The sequence below is a fragment of the Agathobaculum sp. LCP25S3_E8 genome, assembly GCF_052117165.1.
Lineage (GTDB): Bacteria > Bacillota > Clostridia > Oscillospirales > Butyricicoccaceae > Agathobaculum.
In genome coordinates, this window is the sequence record NZ_JBQKJR010000021.1 from 42,858 (window position 1) to 49,280 (window position 6,423).

The window sequence follows — 6,423 nt, forward strand, 5'->3', positions numbered from 1 at the left end:
AATCTTTAATTTTTTTGTCAAAAAATAATGGTATAATATGGGCAATGTGTTTGAAAGGCGGAAACGGACGCCGTTGTCCGCAGAGGGGAATCAGACTGCGCGCACAGGATGTGGGTGTCGGCGCCGGTCCAAACGAAAATGGGGTGCTTTCTTTGAACAACAAACAGTTTTTTCCGTTTGAGAGGAATCGGTATTATGTCGGGAAATTGCTGACCTCGGCGGATTTTCAGGCAGAGCAGACATATATGGGGAACAAACGGCGCTTTTTAAATGAGATGCTTTTTGGAGAGGGCGTTGTTTGCGGTTTGGGTGTATATGCGCTGGATGATGTTTCGCTCATGATTGAATCCGGCGTTGCGCTGGACAGCATGGGGCGTGAGCTTGTACTGGATCGCTCTGTTGTGCGCAAGCTTAGTGCAATTGACGGCTTTGAAGCCCTTGAGAGCGACTGCGTCAGCCTATGCCTGCGGTATGAGGAAAAGCCGGAGCAGCCGGTTTATACGGTCAACCGACGCGATCAGGAGGAGTACGAAATGAACCGCCTGCGCGAGGGCGTATCGTTTCTGTTGCTCGATGCGGATAAAACCGCGCTGCCCGTGCAGCCGGAAAACGAATTTTTCAGCCGTATGCAGTTGTATGCGGACGCGGATTATGCAGTGGAATTGAGCATTCCTGCCTTCATTCCCTGCGGCAGCCGCGTGCGGATGACGCTTACCGTTACAAAGCAGTCCGACCGGACACTTCCGTTTTCCATGGAGTGCGTTTTACAGTCCCCGGCCTTGACCGCGGAAGATGAAACGCATGAGACGAAGATCACGGTCGTTGATGCCATGCTTGCAGAGGGGGAGCGGATTGTGCGTCAGGTTTGGCTGACCGCACAGCAGCGTCCCGCACAGGATTCGGTCATTATTGCGGAGCCGGGACGCGTGGACATTCGTCTGGCGGGCCAGCGGGTACAGATATCGGAAAAAATGACCGTGCGCGCGGTGATTGAACAGACGGACGCAGAGGCTATCATTGAGCGGGAACTGGGACGGGTCAGTCTGGAAAACCGTGAGATGGCGGCGGGGGATACCTATATCCGTTTGGCAGAACTGAAATTGCAGCGCACGCAGAACAACTGCATGATCGAGTCGGTACAGGAAAGCGGCGTCAAACAGTATGTGCGCACCAACGTCGGCGAGGCGCAGCGGCGTATGCTCCGCACCTATTATGGCAGTCAGGATGCCGCGCCGGTTATTGTGCATACGGCAGAGCCGACTGAGCAAACGGAGCACATGCCGGCTGCGCCGCGTGAACCGCTGTTTGCGACCGGTTTGTGTGAAATTCCGCTCAATCGGGAGGCAAAGCCGGGACGTGTATTCTATTCGGACGAGATTATGCACGGTTTGGGCAAGGGGGATGTGTTTGTCAGCCTCGGGTTTGAGTATCTTTCCGAGGACCCCAAGACCAACCAGATGTCGCGCAGCATTATTTACGGAAACACCGACCTGTTTGCAGATGAGCAGACCCCGGTGCCGAAGGCGGAACTGGCAATCAAGGTGATGAGCGATCGCGGCAGCTTTATGGTTGCGGCCAAAATGCTCGAGGAGACGACCAACGCGCTGCTTATGCTGCGTTGGATGGCTTACAAAATTCCGGCTGCAGGAGATAAGCTGGAAAGCGATTTGAAGGGCAAGCGCATTGCCGCCATGCCGCCGACAATCGTCATGGGCACACGGGACAGCCGTTATTTCAATGTGCGTTTCCACAATATGGAGCCTTGCACGCTGACTTATACGCTGACCGAAAAGGGCTCGGGCGAGATCACGACGGACGGCGTGTATACCGCGCCGGCACGCGAGGGCGTGTACGAAATTCGCATCGCCTGCACGGATGATCCGCTGATCAGCACTTATGCGTATGCGGTGGTCAAAAAGAATACGGAGTCGGAAGACGAGCAATCGGAAGAAAAATAACTTTGCGCTGAGATTTGCGCACAGAAGGGATGGGTTGGATTGGTATACCGCACAGAGAACATGCTGCTCGAGCCCATTCATGAGGTGCTGCACGGCACGCACAACGATGTGGTGATTTGCCGCGACCGGAATTCACCCGTTGCGGCGAAATATACGCTTTGGATAGTGCACGACCGGGGGTGCATTCGTGCTCTGCTGGACTTGTTTGAAAACAGCCCGCGTGAGCTGTTGGAGGGAGAAAGCCCTTATCTGGCCCGCTTTGCGGAGGGGGAGAGCCTGTGTTTTCTGTTTGATTACCGGCCGGCTCGACCGCTTCGGCGTTTTGCACCCGGTCAGGCGGTCAGTGTGCAGCAGCGTGAGCAAATCGGCATCGATTTGGTCATGGCGTGTCTGTCAAGTCCGATGCCGTTTGCCGTGCTGGCCCTGCTGTTGGAACAGGATTGCGTAAACATTGCCGCAGATGGGTCGGTATATTTCACTTATGAGGTGGATTTGGCACCGCTCAATCCGGCAGATGATGAGGGTGTATGCACAGACCTTTGTGTGACGGCTATATTGGCACTGGAGCCGGATAATAAGAAGCTCAAAAGCATGAAGCTGCTGCACATGAAGCTGGAGAAGTCATCCTACCAGAGTTTGGCGGAGTTGTATCGGGACATCCGACTGACACTGGTGCCCGAACGCAAGCCGTCTTTGCGCAAGCGCTTGCAGGGCATGTGGCTGCGGAATAAGGATAGATGGTTCCGATGGCTGCTGCGCGTGTCGGTTGTGATTGTCATTCTAACGGTGCTGGTGCTGTTGTGCCAATTGATTCTCGGCGATGTGCCGCTGTTCCGACTGTTTGAGCATTCGATGGATGTGGTGGGAACCGAGCGGCTGGACGGAGGAGCCTAAATCACCCGCCTGCTGGCGGAACAGAGGGGAGAAACTGCGATGAGAAAAAAGTGGCTGGGGATTGGGCTGCTTTTGCTGCTGTCATGCCTGTGTGCGCTGTTTTTGCCGGTGGATTTGCTTCCGCTGGATGAAATGACGCAGGATATGGCCTTTGATGCGGACGGCAGCGTGTACATGACGGCAAACGATGACAGCCATTCCCGCATCATCGCAGCGGACAGCAACGGTCGTGTGCAATATGCTTACCAGGAAGACAGCCGTGCGCAGGACCGCGCGACGGCAATCGGGCCGCTGGCGGTATCGGATGGGCAGGTGTTCTTCATCCGTCGGTTCGGCAATACACGACTGGCGTCGTTTGACGGTTGGGAACTGGTCCGTCTGGATATGGCAAGCGGAGAGACCGCAGTACTGTGCACGGACCGAGTGGATAATTTGGATGTGACGGGCCTGTCGGTGTCCGACCGCATGGTTTATCTGGCCGGTGTGGGAGAAGCGAGCCGCGCAGGTGTGCGGATTGACACGATAGAGCTGTATCGCTTGAATCTGGAAGAGGAGGACGGAGAGCTGCTTTCCGTCACCGAAGCCAATGCGCCGGAGGGAAAAAACGTTGTCACCGCAGTGCATGGCGGCGGCAGCACGCTGTGCGCGCTGCTGTCGGATGGTACGCTGGTTTATACGGTGGGGCAGACGCTGGAAACCGTTGTGCTGGAGGAGGGCGATACGCCGCTGAGCGGCCTGTGCGCTTCCAATGGGTATCTGTGGGCGCGCGGCGCGCAGCCCGGCGTATTTTTGACCGGCACCTCCAACCGGCTGCGGGCGCGTGAAATCGACGAAACCGTGCTTTCGGGCGCGGCAACTTCTAATTTACTGGCGCTGCGCGTTTATACCGAGGATGGGAAAACCGCCTTGGCCCGCACGGAGGGCGAGGATGTTCGGTTGGTTGAACGACTGCAAGTGCCGCTGGACGTTCGGCTGGAACTGCGGTGGCCTGCGGTTTTGATGACGGCGGTCGCGGTGTTCGTACTGGTGCTGCTGGTGCTTGGCGTGCTGCATTTTGTGGCAGGACATCGCTTGCGCAGCCGCATGACAGCAGCGGTCGTTGGCATATCGGCGTTGTTTTTTGCGGCGCTGGTGCTGGTAGCTTGTGGTTCGATTTGGCAAAGCAAGCAAGGCAGTACGGAGCAGACCGCGCAGTGGTATGCGCAGAACCTGGCCTCTACGCTGTCATATAGCAACGTTTCCGAGGAAACAGACGGGCAGACAACGCTCGATGGAATGGAAGAAGCCGACCTGATGGTGGCTTATGCGGTGTATGCCATACAGGATGGCGCACAAACACCGGTATATTTGTCGCGTGACGGCCTGACCGCAAATGCGGACCTGATGCAGTGCGTGATGCAGACGAATGAGCACGGCTATCTGACCAGCGGGAGCACTACGCTGGACGGTCATCGCACCAGCCTGTGTGCCGTGCCGGTGCGTCAGGCCGGGCAGATGGTGTCCATACTGGTGGTGGCAGTCAGTGGGACGGAAAAGTCCCTGTTGGATAATGGCGGTCTGGGGCTGTTTCTGCTGCTGGCATTGGTCATTTATGTAGTGTTTGCTGTGGTGCTGGCGATGCTCATCCGCCGGTATCTGCGGCCACTGGTGCCGCTGGCTGCACAGATGGACCGCTTGGCGATGGGAGATACCAATCTGGATGAGGTGACCTGCGCGGACGATGAACTGGGCCGTCTCTGGCAGTCGCTCAAGGAGCTGTCGATCGGCATGGCGATTCGCGATTATGAGCTGAATGCAACGCTCGAGTCCTGTCGGCGTTTTGTGCCGCACAGCATGGAGCAGCTGCTTGAGCGGGGCACGGTGACCGAAGTCAACTGCGGTGATCTGGTCGCAGCGGATGGTTCACTCGGCCTGATTGCTTTTGGGGACAGTGAGCGCATGCGCGCTTCGCTGAGCGACCGCGATTTCATGGATTATGTTAACCGCTGCTTTTTGGACCTCAGCCAAAGCATTCGTCCGCGGGGCGGTGTGCTGCTGACCGGCGGATTTGACCTTTCCGCAGTACGGGTGATGTTCAAGCAATCGCCCGACCAAGGCGTGCGGGCGCTGCTTAATTTGTTGGGCGACAATGGCAGTGGTAATACAAATTGCTTTGCGCTGCTGCATAAAGCGCATTTCCTGTATGGCATTGCAGGGACGGAGGATGAGGCATTTCCGTATCTTGCTTCCTCTGAGGTCAGCTTTTTCAGCAGCAAACTGACGCAGCTGGCGGAAACCGGTTGTCGCCTTGTGGTAACGGACGCTTTTCTGCAAACGCTCAGTGAGCATTTCAGCACGCGCTATATCGGCTTTTTCTCCACCGCGGATGGAAAGACGATGTACAAGCTCTATGAGATGCTCGACTGCTACGGCGAGATGGAGCGCACCAAGCGGGAACAGTATGATGCCCGCATGCAGGAAGCCATCCGCTGCTTCTATCAAAATGATTTTTATCTGGCAAGAAACCTCTTCCTTGCTATCCTGCGGCTGTCGCCGGCGGATGGTGTGGCGCGCTGGTATCTGTTTGCCTGTGAGCATTATTTCAATGCAGGTGCGGGAGAGGAAGCCCACTATGACCTGTTTGGCATTTCGCATTAACCAACCCTGAAAGGAGGCCCGAAACTCGTTGAAACGAATATTTGATACGCTGTTTTCCGCGCTTCGGGCCAAGGCTACCAGCCTATGGAACAAAATTCGGCTGGTGTTCACCCTTTCGTTCTGGCAGACCAAGGTTATCTCCAAACTGCGCCAATTTTTCAGCAAGCTGTTTGATGTTCGGCCCAGAGATAAACGGGATTACTATCCGATGTTTCGCTGGCTGGTCAGCAAGCGACTGGCTTACGCGATTGTGGTTGCGCTGAGTGTTGTGTGCTTGTTGATCCTTTGGCAAATCGGTTCGGGCTGGATTGCCAAGGACGGAGGCGGGGACCCTACCTACCGCTATAATTCCATCGTGTTGAAATTTTACAGCGGCCGGGCGCGCGTGACCGCGCACGACGGTTATGTTGCCTATATCGGTGATGTGAAAAAGGGCGTGGCCGAGGGGCAGGGTGCATTGTATAACGCAAACAACGATTTGGTGTATGAAGGTGCGTTTTCCGGCAGCAAATACAATGGCACAGGAACACTGTACTATCCCGGTGAAGGTGTACGATATGTCGGCACTTTTGTGGATAACGAGTACAGCGGCACAGGCAAGGAGTATCGCGCAAGCGGTGTTCTGGAATATGAAGGAGAATATTCCCAGGGAAAACGGGCTGGTGCGGGTAAGCTGTTCAATGCCAGTGGAAACGCGATTTATGCCGGCAATTTCCGCAGCGGGGACATCGTTTATGATGAACTGCTGGGTAAGACCATGGCGGAGGTTGCCCAGATGTATACCGGCACGCAAACGCTGTATTCTTACGATACCGAATCCTGCCAGTCTGTCGAAAAAGTCCAGCAAAAGCTGGGCTTTTTCGTTTGAGCGCGGTAAAATAGGAATAGGTGGTGAGAGCAATGCTGGAACGAGGAAAAATGGATCGGGATGTAG

At 55.7% G+C, this 6,423-nt stretch carries 4 protein-coding genes; all 4 read left to right on the forward strand.

The annotated features are described in order from the left end of the window. Nucleotides 1–152: 152 nt before the first annotated feature. From ACTQ34_RS09060 to ACTQ34_RS09075, 4 genes are read left to right on the forward strand one after another with little or no spacing between them, the layout of a single operon-like run. Nucleotides 153–1,958, forward strand: a complete 1,806-nt coding sequence (locus tag ACTQ34_RS09060) for a hypothetical protein (protein WP_441363516.1) — start codon at nt 153–155, stop codon at nt 1,956–1,958. Nucleotides 1,959–1,997: 39 nt separating this feature from the next. Continuing rightward, nucleotides 1,998–2,852, forward strand: a complete 855-nt coding sequence (locus ACTQ34_RS09065) for a hypothetical protein (RefSeq protein WP_441363517.1) — start codon at nt 1,998–2,000, stop codon at nt 2,850–2,852. Between the two features lie 39 nt (nt 2,853–2,891). Beyond that, nucleotides 2,892–5,489, forward strand: coding sequence for a hypothetical protein (locus tag ACTQ34_RS09070; protein ID WP_441363518.1), 2,598 nt, complete (start codon nt 2,892–2,894; stop codon nt 5,487–5,489). A gap of 28 nt (nt 5,490–5,517) precedes the next feature. Continuing rightward, nucleotides 5,518–6,357 carry a hypothetical protein gene (locus ACTQ34_RS09075; RefSeq protein ID WP_441363519.1) on the forward strand — a complete coding sequence of 280 codons (840 nt, stop codon included), beginning with the start codon at nt 5,518–5,520 and terminating at the stop codon, nt 6,355–6,357. The last annotated feature ends 66 nt before the right edge of the window (nt 6,358–6,423 follow it).